Below are 17348 nucleotides of genomic sequence, written 5' to 3' on the forward strand. Positions count from 1 at the left end.
AAAGCCCGAACCAACTCGGTAAGGAGCTGAACAACAAGTTCCCAAGCCCTCACACCGGAATGCTCATCCGGCACGAACCGCATTGCCCGTATCTGTCCGGTCACTCACAAAAAAGCCCGGCATCAAGCCGGGCTCTTCGCGACGGAGAACGCTCAAAGCGCCCCGAACACCTTCTTCGCCAGGCTGGTGGCTGCGCCCGCCGGGTTCTGGCGGATGCTGGCTTCCTGCTCGGCGATCATCTTGAACAGGCCGTCCAGGGCTTCTTCGGTCACGTAGCTTTCGATATTGGCACTCTTGGCATCCACCACGCCGAAGCTCGCGGCCTGGCCGGCGAAGCTGTTGTATTGCTGGGCGAGCCCCACCTTGTCGGTGGCCTGCTTGACGATGGGCAGGAACTTGGCGCGGAGCTGGTCGCGGCTGGACTTGTTCAGGTACTGGGTGGCGGCGTCGTCCGGGCCGCTGAGGATGCCCTTGGCGTCCTGCACGGTCATCTTCTTCACCGCGTCCACCAGCAACGACTGGGCTTGCGGCACCGCGGCCTCGGCGGCCTTGTTCATGGTGTCTTCAAGCTGTTCCACCTGGGCGCCCATGCCCATCATCTTCATGGTCTTGGCGGCCTTGCCGAGGTTGCCCGGTAGTTCGATGCGGACGTCCGGGTTGTTGGCGAAGCCGCCCGGCTTGCCAAGTTGCTGGACGGCGACCTTGGCACCTTGGGTCAATGCATCCTTCAGGCCCCCGCTGGCATCCGACTGGCTGAGATCGGCAATGGACAGGGCAAAGGCGCTGGCGGACAGGGCGAGGCCTGCGCAGAGGGTGGCGAAGCGGATCATGGCTGCATCCTTGTGGCTATTTGGGGGCGGTCCGTCTCGATGATCAGCGGACCGGATCGACCTTGATGCGCAGTGGTTGCGGGTCGGAGCCGTCGAGTTTAACCGAGTGCTGCTCGGTGCTGATGAACATCAGCCTGCCGTCCAGTTCGATTCGCGCACTCACTGCGTAGTGGTGGTTGGGCTGGATCTTGGCAGAGTCGTAGTCGAGGCGGAACGCGAGGGGTATCTGGCCCTGGACCGGCCCCTGCTGGCGAGCCAGTTCCACCGCAGGGGCATCGGCCATGGATACGTCCTGCAGGCTGACACTGAGGGTGGCGGCGGGAGGCAGCGCGATGCGTTGCAGGTAAAAGACTTCACCTGCCAGATGGCTCTTCTGGTCGGCGGGCTGGCCAGCACAGGCGGCGAGCAGGCCGCTGGCGATGATCAGGGGCAGTGATTTCATTGGGACCTCGGGACCATGTGGTGTCGATAGCACCCACTATAGAAGTCGAAGTGCGTTGAACCATGGCGTCGGGTCAAGGCGCCCGAAAAGAAATCGCCCCCGATCGGGGGCGATGTAGGGTCAGTGCGCGCTGTCGTCCAGCGCGGTATTGGAGATGGCGTTGAGGGTGTCGTTGAACTGCACGGTTTCGTTGAAAGACTTGACCAGTGCCCGGAAACGATCCTTGGCGGCGATCAGCTGTTTGAGGTTCTCGGCCAGTTCGTCCTCCTTTCGACCGAGCGCGGCTTCGCGTTCGTCCAGGGCATCGCTGCGGCGCTGCAGGGCTTCGGTCAACTCGTCATTGCGCTGCTTTTCGTGGCGCAGGGTTTCGGCGAGCCTGGCAGTGCTGCGGTCCCGCGCCTCCACGTTCTCGGCCAGGGATTTGAGAGCGGCACTGCGCTCGGCCAGGGCCCGTGCATTGTCTTCGGCGCTGCGCTCCAGATTGCCGACTTCGCGAGTCAGGCGCACTTCAAGCAGGCGCAATTGCTCTTCCTTGTCGGCGAGGAGGCGTTCCTTGTCCTGCAGTTGGGCCTTGCGTTGCTCCAGGCTCTCCTGATGCTTCAGTGCGTCCAGCTTCTGCTGGGTGAGACCCTTTGCCATATCCGCGAGGGAGTCGAGTGTGTTCTGCACATCGCCCAGGAGATTGTCGGCCTCGCCGCCAACGGACACCGACACCGTGGATTGGGGTATTGGTCCAACCTCCGGCTGCTCCGACGTTGCTGCATCGGGTTGCTCGCACGGGACTTGTGTCGCGAGTTCGACTCTGAAGCTCCGCAGGTCTTCGGCCTCGATATTCCCCTCTGCTTCGGTGCCAGGTTTATCCCAGGACTCCGGCTCCGGTTGGGAAATAGCCAGCGGCACCATCGCTTCCTGGTTGGCGTCCTGATCGACAACTTGTGCTTCCTGCGACTCTGCGCGTCTTTCCTCGGATTCGGGCAGTGGCTCCGCTGCAATCACGGCTTCGGCTGATGGTGGCAGGCTGAAATCCACACTCAGGAAGCGGCTGTCGAAGGATTGGGGAGGTGCGACTTCCTCGGTGCCCTGATCTGCCAGCGGTGGGCGGGTGGATGGCAGCGTATCGCCGGTGTTGGCGCTCTGGCGAGTGGCAATAAGCTTGTCTATCGAGGAGCGGTTGATGGCGAGGCTGCGGTGTTCACGGGTTGTCGGAGGTTGCCGGTCTTCGCCAGTAATCTCGCCGTCGAAATGGACGAAGTGGAACTGAATTTTGTCGGTCTTGCTCACGATTGATTCCCCTTGGTGATCTGTCTGAGCACCTCCAGGGTGTACTGCCACTCCTGTTCGGACTCCAGATTGGCCAGGCGGAATCCGTTCTCCTGGGGAACTGCACTCGTCACGTACACCTTGGCGGTGCCGTGATTGCCTTCTTCGTTGAGGGTGTAGACGAGGATGTTTCTGTCGATCAGGGGAATGGCGAAGCTGCAAAGGACGGCAGCGTTGACCACCTCTCCAGTGCCGTCCTCGACAGTGATGGTTCTAAGCATCATGGGGCGGGCCTTCCGTGTTCAGGGCTGGTAGCGCGCTCGATTGACCGAGGCGGCGCAGCGCCGAATGGTACGAAGTGGCCCCGGCCACGCCTGCCGGAAGCTGTCTGGATGTCTTGTAGGAACGGTCTAAAGCGAGAATTGCAGGAGCATGCCAGGCCCGGAGGCCTGGCAGATACGTGGTCAGCCGGCTTCTGCCGGGACTTCCGGCTCCGGCTCGGCCTGGCGATCGAATGCCACCTGGCGGATGGACAGTCGAATCTCCGCGGGTAGCACACGCTTGGCGGCACCCTCGGCCAGTTCGCCGAGCAACTCGTGGTAACCCAGCTTGCCGGCCTCGTCCCGGCGTAGCACGCGCTGGTCCAGCAGGGTCTGGATGAAGTTGCGGAACAGACTCTTGTCGAAGAACTCCGGGGCGTTCAGGCCATGGAGGATCGACAGGCGCTGGGCCATTACGGTGCAGAGGTCTTCCAGTTCTTCGGCGCTCAACTGGTTCTGCCCAGCGTTCAGCAGCAGGGCGATGGCCATGTAGAAACGCTGCAAGGTCTGGACTATGGCGCGGGCCAGCAGGGTCAGCAGGACGAATTGCCGCGAGCTTGGTGCCGGACGCACGTAGATGTCGCCTTCCACCTTGAGCAGGTCCTGCTCGACGAAGGCGGCCAGCCATTGGTCCACCACGCTTTCCAGTTCGCCCGCGTCCCAGCGGATGAACAGTTCGGCTTGCAGATAGGGATAGAGCGCGCGGGTATAGCGCAGGATCTGCTCGCGGCTCATGCGCGCACTGCTCTGGAAGAAGCACGCGAGCAATGCCGGCAAGGCGAAAACGTGGAGGACGTTGTTGCGGTAGTAGGTCATGAGGACGGCGTTCTGCTCGTCCAGATAGAGGATCTTGCCCAACGCGTCTTTCTGCTCGGCCAGCAGGTTCATGCTCTGCACGTACTGGATCAGCGCCTGGCCGTCGCCTTCCGGCAAAGTCGCATGGGGTGAATAGGGAACGGCTCGAAGCAGCGCCAGGTAAAGGTCGAGCACACGGGTGAGGGCACGCTCATCCAGAGCCAGGCGGCTAGTGGAAAGCAACGCCAGGGCCACCAGGTTGACTGGATTGATCGCCGCCGCGTCGTTGAGGTGGCGGGCGATGCGCACGGCGAGCTGGTTGGTGGTGTCGTTGAGCCATGCCGGGCGGAACTGCGGGCCCAGTTCCTGAGCACGCCAGTCCGGTTGCTGCTGGTCGAGGAATTCAGCCAGCTTGATCGGCTCGCCAAAATTCACCGCCACAGAGCCGAAACGCAGCTTGAGGGCGCTGATGACCTTGAAGATGTCGAAGATGGATTCCTTCTTCTTGCTCGCGCCGCGCAGTTCGCCCAGGTAGGTACGGCCTTCCAGTACGCGCTCGTAGCCGATGTAGACCGGCACGAAAACGATGGGCAGGCGCGAGGAGCGCAGGAAGCTGCGCAGGGTGATGGCGAGCATGCCGGTTTTCGGATGCAGCATGCGCCCGGTGCGCGAGCGCCCGCCCTCGACGAAGTACTCCACCGGGAAACCGCGGCTGAAGAGGGTGTGCAGGTACTCGTTGAATACTGCGGTGTACAGCGGGTTGCCCTTGAACGTACGACGCATGAAGAATGCGCCGCCACGGCGCAGCAGGCCGCCGATGACCGGCATGTTGAGGTTGATGCCGGCGGCGATGTGCGGTGGCGTCAGGCCATTGCGGAACAGCAGGTAGGACAGCAGCAGGTAGTCGATATGGCTGCGGTGGCAGGGCACATAGATGACTTCGTGACCATGCACGATCTCCTGCACCTGCTCGATGTGGTTGACCTTGATGCCCTCGTACAGCTTGTTCCAGAACCAGGACAGCACCACTTCAAGGAAGCGGATGGCGGTATAGGCGAAGTCCGAAGCGATCTCGTTGCCGTACTTGAGCGCCTGGGCTTCGGCAATGGCCAGGCTGATCTTCTCGCGCTCAGCCTCTTCGGCGATGGCCTGGCGCACAAGCGGGCCGCGCACCAGGCCCTTGACCAGATTGCGGCGGTGGGATAGGTCGGGACCGATGACAGCGGTCTTCTGGTTGCGGAAGTGCACCCGCAGGATGCGGTTGACCATGCGCAGCGTGCGCTCCGGGCCCTTGTCCTGCTCCACCAGCTCGCGCAGGTGGATCGGTGCGGAGAACTGCACGCGGGTCTTGCGCCCGAGAATGAGGATGCTGACCAGCTTGCGCAGGCGACCGGTCACCGCCCAGCTATCGGCGAACAGCAGTTTCCAAGGGCTAGTTTCACGGTCGGGCGACTGGCCCCAGAACACCGTCACCGGGATGATCTGCGCGTCTTCCACAGCCTGTCGCTCGATCGCGCCCAGTACCCGCACCAGCGTAGGGGAGGCGGCGCGTTTGTCCTGGCCGCCGAGCCAGCCAGGCTCTGGCGACAGGTAGAAGAACGCTGCCGGCTCCATCAGGTCGCCCACCCCCACAGGCAGTACCGGGCGCGGCAGGCCGGCCTTGGTGCATTCCCGATCCACCACCGCCAGATCGCTGGCCGACGGTTGTTGCAGGACGTAGAACACCGGCTTGCTGCGGTCGAGCTTCAGGGTGAAGGCCGATTGGTTGATGGTTTCCGAACGTACCCACAGGTAGAGCAGGCGGCGCAGGGCACCAAAGGCAAGGCGGCGGAAGGGGGAGCGGGTCATGGCGGGGTAATGCTGTGAAACGAGCAATTGCTCGGGGCGGCTAGTTTGCCGTATTCGCCGCCGGGTCGCAAAAAGGCGCGGGCCGTCGATTTAGCCCGAATAATCCTGCAACTTTTCGCGCAAATGGCTGTCTTGCAATGCCGGCGGATCACTCCTTATAGTCCGCCGGCGTTTTGCAAGGCCCCGGTGGCCAGCATGGCCAGGGGCTGCTCCCTACGGGACTAAAGGCCATGATCGAGATAACAAATCTGACTAAGCGCTTCGCGCAGCATACTGCCGTGGATAACCTGTCCTTCAGCGTCGCACCTGGGGAGGTGCTGGGGTTCCTTGGCCCCAATGGCGCAGGCAAGTCCACCACCATGAAGATGCTTACCGGCTTCCTTGCTCCTACTGCCGGTAGCGCCAGCATCTTTGGCTTCGATATCCAGACCCAGACCCTGAAGGCCCAGCGGGAAATCGGCTACCTGCCGGAAGGCGCTCCCTGCTATGGCGATATGACGGTGCGTGGCTTTCTCGAGTTCATTGCCGAAGTACGTGGCTTCCGTGGTGTCGAGAAGAAGTCCCGCGTGGCTCGCGCCGTAGGACAGGTAGAGCTGGACAACGTCCTCGGCCAATCCATCGAAACGCTCTCCAAGGGCTACAAACGTCGTGTCGGCCTGGCCCAGGCGATCCTCCACGACCCGCGCGCGCTGATCCTCGACGAGCCCACCGATGGCCTCGATCCGAACCAGAAGCACCAGGTGCGTCAACTGATCCAGAGCCTGGCTCGGGACAAGATCGTGATCATCTCTACCCACATCCTCGAAGAGGTCGCCGCAGTCTGCACCCGTGCGCTGGTGATCGCCTCCGGCAAGGTGGTGGCTGACGGCACGCCGTTCGAGCTGGAGAGCCGCTCGCGTTATCACCAGGCCGTTACCCTCGTGGCCGAGGAGCCTCTGGACATGCTGGCGCTGGCGGTGCTTCCGGGTGTCGCTGGCATCGAGGAGAACGCCATACAGGGCGGCCTGACCATCCTGGCCAAGCCGGGCGAAGTGATCTTCCCGCAGGTGAACCAACTGATTCACCAGCGGGGTTGGAAAGTGAAGGAGCTGGACGTGGAGCGCGGTCGTCTCGACGAAGTATTCCGCCGACTGACCCGAGGAGAAGCGGCATGAGGCAGTTGCCGGTGATTTTCAAACGCGAGCTGGCGAGCTACTTCGCAACGCCGCTGGCCTATGTGTTCATCGTGATCTTCCTCGTGCTCTCCGGGGTCTTCACCTTCTATCTGGGCGGTTTCTACGAAAGTGGCCAGGCGAGCCTTGCGCCGTTCTTCAACTTCCATCCGTGGCTGTACCTGTTCCTCGTTCCCGCCATCGCCATGCGACTCTGGGCCGAGGAGCGCAAGTCCGGCTCCATCGAGCTGCTGATGACCCTGCCGATCACCCGCTTCGAGGCGGTCACCGGCAAGTTCCTCGCGGCCTGGGCCTTCTCTGGACTGGCGCTGCTGCTGACCTTCCCGATGGTGATCACGGTCAACTACCTGGGCGAACCGGACAATGGCGCCATCATCACCGGCTACATCGGTAGCTGGCTGCTTGCCGGTGCCTTCCTCGCCATTGGTTCGTGCATGTCGGCGCTGGCGAAGAACCAGGTGATCGCCTTCATTCTCGCCGTCAGCGTCTGCTTCCTGTTCATCGTCAGCGGCTTCCCGCTGGTGCTGGACGCCTTCAGCGCCTGGGCACCGCAGTGGCTGCTGGATGCCGTGGCTTCGCTGAGTTTCCTGACCCGTTTCGATGCCATCAGCAAGGGCGTGATCGATCTGCGTGACCTGCTCTACTTCGTCACCCTGATCGCGGCCTGGCTGGCTGCCACCGCTGTGGTGGTCGATCTGAAGAAGGCCGACTGAACATGAAAAGAATGATGTATTCCGGCGCCGGACTGCTGCTCATCGCCCTGGCTTTCCTTGCCTTCAACATGCTCGCCGGCCTGACCCTGACCAACGCGCGGGTCGATCTCACCGAGCAGAAGCTCTACACCATTTCTGACGGTACGAAGCAGATCCTTGGCGAGATCGACGAGCCGATCAACCTGTACTTTTTCTACTCCGACAAGTCCGCCAAGGACCTGGTCGTGCTGCGCAACTACGCCCGCCGCGTAGAGGAGATGCTGAAAGCCTACGAGCGCGCCGCCGACGGCAAGATCAAGTTGCACGTCATCGATCCCGAGCCCTTCTCCGAGGACGAGGACAAGGCCGCCGAGTTCGGCCTTCAGGCCGTGCCGTTGCAACAGGGGGGCGACCAGATCTATTTCGGCCTGGCAGGCACAAACGGAGTGGATGACACCCAGATCATTCCGTTCTTCCCGCTGGACCAGGAGGAGTTCCTCGAATACGAGGTCAGCCGCCTGGTGCAAAGCCTGGCCAAGCCGGAGCGCCCGGTGGTGGGGATTCTCTCCGGTCTGAAGCTCAATGGCGGCTTCGACATGATGACCCGTCAGCCGACCCAGCCCTGGATGGTGATGGAGGAAGTTCGCCAACTGTTCCAGATCGAGAGCCTGAAGAGTGATATCGACCAGATTCCCGAGAAGGTCTCTGTATTACTGCTGGTGCATCCGAAGAACCTGCCACAGCAGACCCAATACGCCATCGACCAGTTCGTCCTGCGTGGAGGCAAGCTGCTGGCCTTCGTGGACCCTTGGAGCGAAGCGGACAGCGGCATGGAAATGCCGGGTGAGCCGGGCGGGGACAAGTCGTCTGACCTGGACGCGCTGTTCAAGGCCTGGGGACTGCAGATGGTGCCGGGCAAGGTGCTGGGGGACGGTGCCAATGCGATGTCCGTCAGCGTGGGCCAGGACAAGCCGCCGGCGCGCCATGCCGCCTGGCTCAACCTGCCAAGGCATAGCCTTGATCAGAACGATGTCAGTACCGCCGGCCTGGAGAACATCACCGTGGCCACCGCTGGCATCCTCAAACCGCTGGATGGCGCCAAGACCCATTTTGTGCCGCTGATCCAGAGTTCCGAGTACTCCATGCCCTTCGACGTGCAACGCTTCGGAATGCTCGCGGATCCCGAAGAATTGATTCGTGAGCTCAAGCCGACCGGCCAGCGCTACACCGTGGCCGCGCGGATCAGTGGGCCGGCAGAATCGGCTTTCCCTGAGGGTATCGAAGGTCGCAAGGACGGCCTGAAGTCCGCCGAGAACATCAACGTGATCGCCGTCGCCGACACTGACATCCTCAGCGACCGTATGTGGGTGCAGGTGCAGGACTTCTTTGGCCAGCGCGTACCGCAACCCTGGGCCGACAACTCGGGCTTCGCCATCAACGCGCTGGACAACCTGGCCGGCTCCGATGCACTGATCAGCGTACGTTCCCGCGGCCGCTACAGCCGCCCGTTTGACGTAGTGGAGAAGCTCCAGCGCGATGCCGAGGTCAAGTTCCGCGAGCAGGAGCAGGAACTCCAGCAGCGCCTGGCGGACACTGAGCAGAAGCTGGCCTCGCTGCAGCAGAACCAGGACCCTGCCAAGGCCCTGGAACTGACTCCGGAACAGCAGGCGGCGCTGCAACAGTTCGTCCAGGAAAAGCTGCGCATTCGCAAGGAACTTCGCGATGTGCGCTTCCAGCTCAACGCCAGCATCGAAGACCTGGGGCGCACCCTGAAATTCATCAACATCGCCCTGGTGCCGCTGGTGCTGACCCTAGGTGTGCTGGTGCTGTGGTTCTGGCGCCGCCAGCGCAAGGCCTGAGGGAGACACAATGGGACACAAAGGTCTGATCGTTCTTGCGTTGCTGGCCGCCGGTCTTGGCACCGCCTATGTCATTCAACACGACAGCTCGCGGCCCCAACCGCAGCCGACCGGTGTCACACGCGAGCTGCTGTTACCTGCGCTGCAAGGCAGGCTGGCGAGCGTGTCCGCCCTTGACGTGCAAATACCTGGGCAGCCGGATCTGCGACTGGCGCGCAAGGATGGCCTCTGGGTACTACCGGCCAAGGCCGACTACCCAGCGGCCGGACTGCCCGTGGCGACTCTGCTGCGGGCGCTGGCAGATGCGCGCAAGGTGGAGGCCAAGACTGCCAATCCGGAGTTGCATGGCCGAGTCGGCCTCGCTGACAAGGGAAGCGCCGAGGAACAGGGAACGAGGATCAAGCTGGAGCGCGGTGGCGAGCCCCCGTTGGAGCTTCTCGTGGGAAAACCGGCGCAACAGGGCAACGGTCAGTTGGTGCGTCTCTACGGCGACAATCAGGTCTGGCTGATCGACCAGGCCATCACGTTGCCTGCGAACGAACTCGGCTGGCTGGATCGTCGGGTGGCCGGCATTCCGTTCGCCAGCGTGAGGCAGGTGGAAATCACCTATCCGAGTGGCAACCGCCTGACTGTCTATCGCGATACGGCCGAAGAACCCAACCTCAAGCTCAAGCAACTGCCCAAGGGGCGCAGGCTGGCCTTTGATGCTGCGGCCAATGGCATGGCGACGCTGTTCGCTGGCCTCGAGTTCGCCGACAACGCGCCCTTGGCGCAAGTGCAGTTCAAGGGCAAGCCGATGCTTCAGTTCAGTCTTTCCACCTTCGATGGTGGAGAGCTTCGCGGCGAGGTCTTCAGTCAGGGCGAGCAGGCCTGGATGGTTCTGAAGGACAAGAAGAAACTTGTCGATGAGCAAGTGCCGGGCAAACTGGATTGGGCCTATCGGCTGGAACCATTCCAATATCAGGCATTGGCCAAGAAGCTCGAGGATGTACTTGCGGCCAAGTAGTGCAAGTTGTTGAGGGGGCGGTAAATCGGACAATAGCCAGTTCATTTCCGCCTATCCTTATGCCCCATTTTGTACTTCCAAAGAGCCAAAAAAGGGCGCCCAGCCCGCGTGGCACGGCCATTCTGCACTGTCATAAAAAAGTGCTTTTCAGCGCGAACTCTTGTCGTATACTCCGGTCGCGGTCAAAAAAAGAACGCCATTCGAAGTAGCCGCTCCAAGCTTGATTCGGCCGGGGTCGGATATAACAAGAAGAACGTCTTTGTCGTACCGTCGAAACCCCCACCAAAGGGGGTAAACAACAAAATTGTGAGTTGGAGAGAGCAGTAATGGCTGATCGTGAGGTCGGAACCGTCAAGTGGTTCAATGACGCCAAGGGCTATGGTTTCATTCAGCGCGAAAGCGGTCCTGATGTATTCGTTCACTACCGCGCTATCCGCGGCGAGGGCCACCGCTCTCTGCTGGAAGGCCAGAAGGTAGAGTTTTCCGTGATCCAGGGTCAGAAAGGCCTGCAGGCGGAAGACGTCGCCAAGGTCTGAGACTCAAAAACAAAAGGCCCGTCAGTGACGGGCCTTTTGTTTTCTGCGAATCCTGCACCGGGCGGCCGAAAATTCATTCGGTGCGCCAGATGATCTCCTGCTCGCCTTCCGCATTAACCTTGATCCAGCGGTCGGCATCCTCCTCGCCCTGTACTTCCTGCCAACCACCTGGCGCGCAGCGGATTTCCACTCCGAGAGCCGCGAAGGCCGCGCGGGCACAACCCAGATCGTCCTCCCAAGGCGTTGTGTCGCTTTCCAGGTAGAGGCTGTTCCACTTGCCCACGGCCTTCGGTAGCCAGGTCACGGGAATGTTCCCTGCCAGGCATTTGAAGGTCTGCCCCTTCTGCTGCCAGGGCGTGCATGAGCCCAGCGCCTCGTTGAGCCAGACGGTGACGGCGTCCTGGTCGGCGTCCTTGAGGTAGATCTCGATATCGGGTTGGCGCATGGGGACTCCCTAGATTCGTTCGATCCAATCGTAGCGGATTGAAACCGTGACCTCGAATGGTGCCGACACTACTGCCTCACGGCGCTCGGCATTGGCGCGCCAGCCGTGGGGGGTCATCGCCAGCAGGTCGGCGCGGGCGTCTGCTTCGTCCAGTTGCAGGCGATAGGTCAGGTTTTCGCTGTGGGCCAGGCGCATGCCAGCAGGGATCTGCGCCAGGTGCTTCTGGTCGTCGTAGTCGCGCACTTCGTCATAGAGCTTCTCGCGCAACTCCAGCAGGTGCTCACGAGTTGGCCCCATTCGCAGCAGGCCACCACCTGGAGAAAGCAGGCGCAGCGCTTCCTGCCAGTCCAGCGGGCTGAAGACGCTGGCGAGCAACTGGCAACTGGCATCGGCCAGGGGCACGCGCGCCATGCTCGCCACCAGCCAGTGCAGCTGCGGTGCGCGGCGACAGGCGCGTTTGACCGCCTCGCGGGAGATGTCCAGGGCATAGCCGTCGGTGGCGGGAAGGGCCATCGCCAGTTGGCTGGTGTAATAGCCCTCGCCACAACCGATATCCAGCCAGCGCTCCGGATCCCGTTCGGCGGCCAGGGCGGCCAATCGGCTGGCGAGCGGTGCATAGTGGCCGCCATCGAGGAAGCGTCGGCGTGCCTCGACCATGGTGGCGTTGTCGCCCGGATCGCGGCTGTTCTTGTGTTGCACTGGCAGCAGGTTGTAGTAGCCCTGGCGGGCGCGGTCGAAGCTGTGGTTCGCCGGGCACGCCAGGCCCTGGTCGCGGGCGCTCAGCGCGCCCTGGCAGAGGGGGCAGATGAGCGTCATTGTGCTAGCAGTCGGACCAGGGTCTGCTGGTAGATGTCGGTCAGCAGATCGAGATCGCTGGCCAGCACCCGCTCGTTCACCTGGTGGATGGTGGCATTCACCGGACCGAGCTCGACGACTTGAGTACCCATGGTGGCGATGAAGCGGCCATCGGAGGTGCCGCCACTGGTGGACGGCGTAGTGTCGCGGCCGGTGATGGCCTTGATGCTCGCGGAAACTGCGTCCAGCAGTTCACCCGGCTGAGTCAGGAAGGGCAGGCCGGACAGCGACCACTCCAAGTGGTAGTCCAGGCCATGCTTGTCGAGAACCGCCTCGACGCGGCGCTGCAGGCCTTCCACCGTGGATTCGGTGGAGAAGCGGAAGTTGAATACTGCTACCAGATCGCCCGGGATCACGTTGGTGGCGCCTGTGCCGGAGTTGAGATTGGAGACCTGGAAGCTGGTCGGCGGGAAGAAGGCGTTGCCGTCATCCCAGTGCTCGGCGGCGAGTTCGGCCAGGGCGGGAGCTGCCAAATGAATGGGGTTCTTCGCCAGGTGCGGGTAGGCCACGTGTCCCTGGACGCCGCGCACGGTCAGCTTGCCGCCCAGGGAGCCGCGACGGCCGTTCTTCACCACGTCACCCACCAGCGAGGTGCTCGACGGTTCGCCGACGATGCACCAGTCCAGGCGCTCGCCACGAGCGGCCAGGCGCTCGACTACGGCCTTGGTGCCGTGATGGGCCGGGCCTTCTTCGTCGCTGGTGATGAGGAAGGCGATAGCGCCCTTGTGCTGCGGGTGTTCGGCGACGAAGCGTTCGACCGCGATCACCATGGCCGCGAGGCTACCTTTCATGTCCGCCGCGCCACGACCGCAGAGCATGCCCTGCGCGTCGATCAGGGCATCGAACGGCTGGTGCTGCCAGGCTTGCACGGGGCCGGTGGGGACCACGTCGGTATGGCCGGCGAAGCAGAGCACCGGGCCATCGCCGCCACGGATGGCCCAGAAGTTTTCCACATCCTCGATGCGCATGCGCTCGATGCGGAAGCCTACGGCCTCCAACCGACGCATCATCAAGTCCTGGCAGCCTTCGTCGACCGGGGTGACCGAGGGACGACGAATGAGGTCGCAGGCGAGTTCGAGGGTGGGGGACAGGGACGACATGAAGGGCTCCGGAGGGCAGCGCGGCAACGCAAGGGATGAAAAGGCCGATATCTTAAAACAAGAACGGCGGCCATAGGCCGCCGTTTAAGGGTTTCGCTCGCCAATCAGGCGGTGGCGACCTCCTCTTGCTCCTCTTCCTGACCCTTGGGCAGGGAGGAGAGGAGGGCCATGATCAGCGCTGCCAGGTAAGGCAGCGACTGCACCAGCAGCATGGCCACCCAGAACTTCACGTCCGGACTGGGCATGCCCTGGACGATGGCGATCCCGATCGCCGCACCCCAGAGCAGAAGCATCACGAAGACTTCTTCGCGGGCTTCGGCCAGGGCCATCAACAGGCCGTGATTGCTGCGCATCTTCGGCGTGCGGAAGAACGGGATGCTCTTGGTGAAGAAACCATAGAGCACGGCCTTGGCGATGGTATGCGAGAGGGCAAGGCCCGCCACCGCTGCGCAGAAGGCGTCCTTCAGGTTGACCCCCACCGCGCGCTGGTAGAGGAAGACGATTTTGCCGACTTTGAAGAAGAACAGCGCCAGCGGCGGGATGGCGAAGATCAGCAGCGGCGGGTCGACCCGTTGCGGCACGATGATCATCGCCGCCGACCAGAGCAGGGCACCGGCGGTGAAGAAGATGTTCAGGCCATCGGCGACCCAGGGCAGCCAGCCCGCGATGAAGTGGTAGCGCTGGCCTTGCTTTAGCTTGGAGTCCTTGCCGAGGAACAGGCTGCGGGCGTGGCCTTTCATGATCTGAATGGCGCCATAGGCCCAGCGGAAGCGCTGCTTCTTGTAGTCGATGAAGGTGTCCGGCATCAGCCCACGACCAAAACTCTCGTGCGCGTAGGCGGCGGCATAACCGCTCTTGAACACGCGCAGACCCAGTTCGGCGTCTTCGCAGATGGTCCAGTCGGCCCACTTCAACTCGTCCATCACACTGCGACGGATCATGGTCATGGTGCCGTGCTGGATAATGGCGTTGCGGTCGTTGCGGGTGACCATGCCGATGTGGAAGAAGCCCTTGTATTCCGCGTAGCAGAGCCGCTTGAAGGTGTTCTCGTTGCCGTCGCGATAGTCCTGCGGTGACTGCACCACGGCGATCTCCGGGTCGGCGAAGTGCGGAACCATGTGCTTCAGCCAGTTGCGGTCGACGCAGTAGTCGGAGTCGATCACCGCCACAACTTCGGCGTCTGCTGCGGTGTACGGCAGGATGTAGTTCAGCGCACCACCCTTGAAGCCTTCCAGCGGGGCGACATGGAAGAATTTGAAGCGCGGGCCCAACTGCTCGCAGTAGTCGCGCACCGGTTCCCAGACAGCCGGGTCCTTGGTGTTGTTGTCGATGATCAGGACTTCGTAGTCCGGATAGTCGAGGTTGGCGAGGGCGTCGAGGGTCTGTTTGACCATCTCCGGCGGCTCGTTGTAGCAGGGCACGTGTACCGAGACTTTCGGACGGTAGGCGCTGTCGGCCAGCACCGGCAGGAACGGACGGCGGCGCTTGCGCACCCAGACCGCCTCGGCGAGTTCATGGGCTTCGGTCAGCAGCACGATGAATACGCCCAGGGCGCCGACACCGAGGAGCAGACCGACGGTCAGGCTGAACCAGGTGCTGTACTGCTGGCTGTAGTCGTAGGCGATCCACACCAGTACCGAGCCGCCGGCGAAGGCGACGAAGGTCAGGAAGGTGCGGCCGCGCTGGCGCAGTGCGCTGCCATCGATCAGCATCAGGGCCAGGGCCAGCAGTGCCATGACCACAGAAGCGACCGCGAGCATGCGCCATTGCGGGATGGCGATCACCGGCCCTTCGAAGGCGAACTTCGGCTGGCGGTCGAGGTTGTAGACGCCCCAGTAGGCGCCCACCGAACCTTCGTCACTGGCCTTCCACGGCTGGTCGAAGGCCTCGATCACGAAGTAGTTGTAGCCCTTGGCGTTGAGAGCGTTGACCAGGGTTCGCAGGTAGATGGCCTGGTCGGCTTGGGAAGCGTCGGCACCGCCGCGCATGCGGCCGTTGCTCGGCCAGCCCACTTCGGAAAGCAGCAAGGGCTTCTTCGGGAAGGCTTTCTTCAGGTCCTTGGCGCGCTCCAGGACGAACTCGGTGGAGTCCTCCATCGGCACGAACTCCCAGTAAGGCAGCACGTGGGCGGCCACCAGGTCGACGTGCTTGGCCAGTTCCGGATACTTCAGCCAGATGTGCCACTGCTCGGAGGTGGTCACCGGTACCTTCACGGCTGCGCGCACGCGGTCCAGATAGACCATCAGGTCCTTGCGGCTGATCTCGCGACGGAACAAGGCTTCGTTACCCACTACCACGCGAACCACGCTACGGGAGGCGTTGGCGATTTCGATGGCCTTGGCGATCTCGCGCTCGTTGCGTTCCTCGTCCGGGCTGATCCAGACACCAAGGGTCACCCGCAGGCCGAACTCTTCGGCCAGGCGCGGAATGTCGGCCAGGGTGCCGTCCACCGAGTAGGTGCGGATGTTGTCGGTCTGCTTGCTTACCAATTCGAGGTCCTGGCGGATCTGCTCGTCGTTGGGATAGCGGTTGGTTTGCGGGTTCTGGTCCGCCCGGAACGGCGAGAAGGAGTAGCCGGATATCTGTTCCGGCCAGTCCGGCGCGGTGACCGGGCGGTTGTAGAGCGCCCAGATACCGGTGAACAACGCGGCGACTGCCACGAAGACCACCAGGTTGAGTCCAAATTTACGCGATGGCATAGAGGTCAAGGGTTCCGAATCGAGGAACTGGGTTCCATACGAGAATGATCGCCATTTGATCAAAATTCGTACAAAACCTGGGGTAGGGCCAGCGATATGCTGGTCGGCGCGAATCCTACCCCGGCGCCCAACAGCTGTATAGATTGCGACCAGCCGGGGAAGCCGGATAGCTGTCCCCGCCAGATGGTTTGTTTGCCCGCGGCGCGAGAAGTTCGACCGACGAATCGAAATGCCGCTTCGGCTTGACCTGGATCAGCTTCAGAGGGCGCGCAGCAGAATGCGTTCGCTGGCTTCCAGGTCAAGGTCTCGGCGCTCGCTCAGCGCGGTCATTCCATGGCGCTCCAGTTGCGCGAGCACCTGGGGGATCACATCGGCATCCAGGCCATGTTCGGACAGACGGGTAGGCACGCCCATGCGCTTGAAAAAATCGCGGGTAGCCTGAATCGCTGCGTCGATACGCTGTTCTTCGTCGCCCTCCTTCAGCCCCCAGACGCGCGCCCCGTATTGAAGCAGCTTCTCGCGCTTGACCTGGCGGCGTTCCGCCAGGAGGGCCGGCAGCACTACGGCCAGGGTCTGGGCGTGATCGATGTGGTACAGCGCAGTCAGCTCGTGGCCGATCATGTGGGTCGACCAGTCCTGGGGCACGCCGCAGCCGAGCAGGCCGTTCAGGGCCTGGGTGGCGCACCACATGAGGTTGGCGCGTACGGCGTAGTCCTCCGGGTTGGCCAGGGCCTTGGGGCCTTCTTCTATCAGGGTCAGCAGCAGGCCTTCGGCATAGCGGTCCTGCAGGGGCGCATCGGCAGGGTAGGTGAGGTACTGCTCGATGGTGTGGACGAAGGCATCCACCACGCCGTTGCCGATCTGCCGGGGCGGCAGGCTGAACGTGGTGCGCGGGTCGAGGATGGCGAAGCGCGGGTAGAGCAGGGCGCTGGAGAACGGCAGCTTTTCCTGGCGGCCAACGTGTGTAACCACGCCGTGGGGATTGCTCTCGGAGCCGGTGGCGGCCAGTGTCAGCACGCATCCCATGGGTAAGGCGGCTGTAATCCGCTTGCCACTGAGCAGGTCCAGCGGGTCACCGTCGTAGCAGGCCGCCGCGGCGATGAACTTGCTGCCATCGATTACCGAGCCTCCACCCACGGCAACGATGAAGTCGCACTGTTCGATTTTGGCCTGTTCGGTTGCTCTAACCAGGGTGTCGAACTGCGGATTGGCCTCGATTCCGCCGAAACGGACGACCTTGTGATCAGCCAACGCCTCCTCGACCTGTTGCCAGACACCGTTCTGGAAGATGCTTCCTCCGCCGTGGGTCACCAGCACCCGGCTACCGGCCGGGACATCCCGCGTCAGCTTGCTGATCTGGCCGTCGCCGAAGTGGATGCGGGTAGGGTTGTAGAAGGTGAAGTTGCGCATGACCGGCTCCCTTGTCGTTATCGGCCGACTATAGCCCTGGCGCACCGTGCCCGAATCTATAGGTCGCCATTCAGCGGCA

General features: G+C 62.6%; 15 protein-coding genes. 5 read left to right on the forward strand and 10 right to left on the reverse strand.

Translation table 11 applies throughout. The features are described from left to right. Positions 1-152: 152 nt before the first annotated feature. From E8E75_RS08645 to plsB, 5 genes are all read right to left on the reverse strand, one after another. Positions 153-830 (reverse strand): DUF4197 domain-containing protein, encoded by a 678-nt coding sequence (locus E8E75_RS08645; protein WP_120654834.1) that lies wholly within the window; start codon positions 828-830, stop codon positions 153-155. Between the two features lie 43 nt (positions 831-873). Beyond that, the gene (locus E8E75_RS08650; RefSeq protein WP_120654835.1) at positions 874-1272 is read right to left on the reverse strand and encodes a YbaY family lipoprotein; all 399 of its coding nucleotides are present in this window, start codon (positions 1270-1272) and stop codon (positions 874-876) included. Positions 1273-1392: 120 nt separating this feature from the next. Then, positions 1393-2553, reverse strand: coding sequence for a hypothetical protein (locus E8E75_RS08655; RefSeq protein WP_120654836.1), 1161 nt, complete (start codon positions 2551-2553; stop codon positions 1393-1395). Then, positions 2550-2816, reverse strand: coding sequence for a hypothetical protein (locus E8E75_RS08660; protein WP_120654837.1), 267 nt, complete (start codon positions 2814-2816; stop codon positions 2550-2552). The genes E8E75_RS08655 and E8E75_RS08660 overlap by 4 nt, the downstream gene beginning before the upstream one ends. 180 nt (positions 2817-2996) lie before the next feature. Next, positions 2997-5495 (reverse strand): glycerol-3-phosphate 1-O-acyltransferase PlsB, encoded by a 2499-nt coding sequence (gene plsB / locus E8E75_RS08665; RefSeq protein ID WP_120654838.1) that lies wholly within the window; start codon positions 5493-5495, stop codon positions 2997-2999. Positions 5496-5725: 230 nt separating this feature from the next. On the opposite strand from plsB, the gene E8E75_RS08670 reads away from it, so the two are divergent. From E8E75_RS08670 to E8E75_RS08690, 5 genes are all read left to right on the forward strand, one after another. Beyond that, positions 5726-6649 carry an ABC transporter ATP-binding protein gene (locus E8E75_RS08670; RefSeq protein ID WP_120654839.1) on the forward strand — a complete coding sequence of 308 codons (924 nt, stop codon included), beginning with the start codon at positions 5726-5728 and terminating at the stop codon, positions 6647-6649. Further along, positions 6646-7380: an ABC transporter permease subunit gene (locus E8E75_RS08675; RefSeq protein WP_120654840.1), complete on the forward strand. Its 735-nt coding sequence runs from the start codon at positions 6646-6648 to the stop codon at positions 7378-7380. The genes E8E75_RS08670 and E8E75_RS08675 overlap by 4 nt, the downstream gene beginning before the upstream one ends. Positions 7381-7382: 2 nt before the next feature. After that, the gene (locus tag E8E75_RS08680) at positions 7383-9218 is read left to right on the forward strand and encodes a Gldg family protein (protein ID WP_120654841.1); all 1836 of its coding nucleotides are present in this window, start codon (positions 7383-7385) and stop codon (positions 9216-9218) included. Between the two features lie 10 nt (positions 9219-9228). After that, positions 9229-10224 (forward strand): DUF4340 domain-containing protein, encoded by a 996-nt coding sequence (locus tag E8E75_RS08685; RefSeq protein ID WP_120654842.1) that lies wholly within the window; start codon positions 9229-9231, stop codon positions 10222-10224. Positions 10225-10550: 326 nt separating this feature from the next. After that, positions 10551-10760, forward strand: coding sequence for a cold-shock protein (locus E8E75_RS08690; protein WP_016494409.1), 210 nt, complete (start codon positions 10551-10553; stop codon positions 10758-10760). Between the two features lie 73 nt (positions 10761-10833). Here E8E75_RS08690 and E8E75_RS08695 read toward each other — a convergent pair whose 3' ends face one another. The 5 genes from E8E75_RS08695 to E8E75_RS08715 form a co-directional block, all read right to left on the reverse strand. Next, a complete protein-coding gene (locus tag E8E75_RS08695; protein ID WP_120654843.1) occupies positions 10834-11205 on the reverse strand; it encodes a hypothetical protein in 372 nt (123 codons plus the stop codon). Positions 11206-11214: 9 nt separating this feature from the next. Continuing rightward, positions 11215-12021, reverse strand: coding sequence for a putative RNA methyltransferase (locus E8E75_RS08700; protein ID WP_153920816.1), 807 nt, complete (start codon positions 12019-12021; stop codon positions 11215-11217). Further along, complete coding sequence (gene dapE, locus E8E75_RS08705) at positions 12018-13160, reverse strand: succinyl-diaminopimelate desuccinylase (RefSeq protein ID WP_153920818.1); 1143 nt, start codon at positions 13158-13160, stop codon at positions 12018-12020. The genes E8E75_RS08700 and dapE overlap by 4 nt, the downstream gene beginning before the upstream one ends. 104 nt (positions 13161-13264) lie before the next feature. Then, positions 13265-15859 carry a glycosyltransferase gene (locus tag E8E75_RS08710; protein ID WP_120654846.1) on the reverse strand — a complete coding sequence of 865 codons (2595 nt, stop codon included), beginning with the start codon at positions 15857-15859 and terminating at the stop codon, positions 13265-13267. A gap of 258 nt (positions 15860-16117) precedes the next feature. Next, positions 16118-17269 carry an iron-containing alcohol dehydrogenase gene (locus E8E75_RS08715; protein ID WP_153920820.1) on the reverse strand — a complete coding sequence of 384 codons (1152 nt, stop codon included), beginning with the start codon at positions 17267-17269 and terminating at the stop codon, positions 16118-16120. Positions 17270-17348 lie beyond the last annotated feature (79 nt).

Origin of the sequence: Pseudomonas sp. BN606 (assembly GCF_029873115.1) — a bacterium.
Taxonomy (GTDB): Bacteria; Pseudomonadota; Gammaproteobacteria; order Pseudomonadales; family Pseudomonadaceae; genus Metapseudomonas.

Coding starts and splice junctions, on each gene's coding strand:
- E8E75_RS08645 (WP_120654834.1), bottom strand. CDS start 830: ATGATCCGCTTCGCCACCCTCTGCGCAGGCCTCGCCCTGTCCGCCAGC.
- E8E75_RS08650 (WP_120654835.1), bottom strand. CDS start 1,272: ATGAAATCACTGCCCCTGATCATCGCCAGCGGCCTGCTCGCCGCCTGT.
- E8E75_RS08660 (WP_120654837.1), bottom strand. CDS start 2,816: ATGATGCTTAGAACCATCACTGTCGAGGACGGCACTGGAGAGGTGGTC.
- plsB (WP_120654838.1), bottom strand. CDS start 5,495: ATGACCCGCTCCCCCTTCCGCCGCCTTGCCTTTGGTGCCCTGCGCCGC.
- E8E75_RS08670 (WP_120654839.1), top strand. CDS start 5,726: ATGATCGAGATAACAAATCTGACTAAGCGCTTCGCGCAGCATACTGCC.
- E8E75_RS08675 (WP_120654840.1), top strand. CDS start 6,646: ATGAGGCAGTTGCCGGTGATTTTCAAACGCGAGCTGGCGAGCTACTTC.
- E8E75_RS08680 (WP_120654841.1), top strand. CDS start 7,383: ATGAAAAGAATGATGTATTCCGGCGCCGGACTGCTGCTCATCGCCCTG.
- E8E75_RS08685 (WP_120654842.1), top strand. CDS start 9,229: ATGGGACACAAAGGTCTGATCGTTCTTGCGTTGCTGGCCGCCGGTCTT.
- E8E75_RS08690 (WP_016494409.1), top strand. CDS start 10,551: ATGGCTGATCGTGAGGTCGGAACCGTCAAGTGGTTCAATGACGCCAAG.
- E8E75_RS08695 (WP_120654843.1), bottom strand. CDS start 11,205: ATGCGCCAACCCGATATCGAGATCTACCTCAAGGACGCCGACCAGGAC.
- E8E75_RS08700 (WP_153920816.1), bottom strand. CDS start 12,021: ATGACGCTCATCTGCCCCCTCTGCCAGGGCGCGCTGAGCGCCCGCGAC.
- dapE (WP_153920818.1), bottom strand. CDS start 13,160: ATGTCGTCCCTGTCCCCCACCCTCGAACTCGCCTGCGACCTCATTCGT.
- E8E75_RS08710 (WP_120654846.1), bottom strand. CDS start 15,859: ATGCCATCGCGTAAATTTGGACTCAACCTGGTGGTCTTCGTGGCAGTC.
- E8E75_RS08715 (WP_153920820.1), bottom strand. CDS start 17,269: ATGCGCAACTTCACCTTCTACAACCCTACCCGCATCCACTTCGGCGAC.